Raw genomic sequence first — 1,051 nt, 5'->3', positions numbered from 1 at the left:
AGGGCGGGAGGCCGACGGCCCGCCCGCCGGCCTCCCGCCCTCCCAGTCGGCTCGCCGACCTCACCTCTCTCGTCCGGCCCCACCAGTGGACGAAGAACCTGGTCGTCGTCCCTCTCGGCCTGCTCGGCGCGCCCCACCTCGACGGTGCCGCGCTCGGTGGAGCCCTCGCCGCGATCGGTGTCTTCACCCTCGCGTCCGCGCTGATCTACCTGGTCAACGACCTCGGCGACCGGGACCGGGACCGCCGCCACCCGGAGAAGCGGCACCGGCCGATCGCCGCCGGCCGGATCGGCGTCGCGACCGCCGTCTCCTTCGCCGCAGCCCTCGCCGTCCTCCTCGCGGCGACGGTCGGTCTCACGGTGTTCACCGGGACGGCCGCGCTCGTCGACTGGTGGCCGGTCGCCGCGTACGTCGCGCTGAACGCCGCGTACAGCAAGGGGCTCAAGCACGTCCCGCTGCTCGACGTCTTCATCGTCGCCCTCGGTTTCGTCCTGCGGCTCGCCCAGGGCTGCCTGGCCTCGGGCAACCCCGTGCCGAGCTGGCTCACCCTCTGTGTCTTCTCCCTCTGTCTGCTGCTGATCCTGGGCAAGCGGCGCCACGAGATGGCGGTCGGCGGGGTGCTGCACCGGCCCGCGCTGCGCGGCTACACCCTCGGCTTCCTCGACCAGCTGCTCGCCTTCACCGCGGTGCTCACGGCGGTCAGTTACGTCCTGCAGGTGCAGGGCAGCCCGGTCTTCGGCCCGCACGGACCGCTGGTCGCGGTGCTCACCGCCCCGTTCGCGCTCTTCGGCCTCGCCCGCTATCTGCAGCTGCTCGTGGTCGACGCGGGCGGCGGCAATCCCTCGCGGGCGCTGTTCAGCGACCGGATGACCGTCTCCAACGCCCTGCTCTGGTCGGCACTGCTGGCCGGCGCGTGGCCGCTGAGCCACCTCGGGTGATGACGACGGTCATGACGACGACGACCACCGCGCCGCCCGACACGCGGTCCCCCGCCGCCGAAGCTCCCCCGGCCCCGCGCGGCCGCCCGCGTCGACCACGAGCAGCTGCAGAT

General features: G+C 73.5%; 1 protein-coding gene. It reads left to right on the top strand.

Annotation, left to right across the window (positions count from 1 at the left end):
* Window positions 1-938 (top strand): UbiA prenyltransferase family protein (locus AOK00_RS35620; protein ID WP_055604240.1); only part of this gene is annotated, 938 nt, incomplete at its 5' end.
* Window positions 939-1,051: the final 113 nt, after the last annotated feature.

This window comes from Streptomyces aureus (assembly GCF_001418135.1).
Lineage (GTDB): Bacteria > Actinomycetota > Actinomycetes > Streptomycetales > Streptomycetaceae > Streptomyces > Streptomyces aureus_A.
The sequence above is the reverse complement of the archived record's forward strand: the minus strand, read 5'-3'. Positions and strand labels throughout refer to the sequence as shown.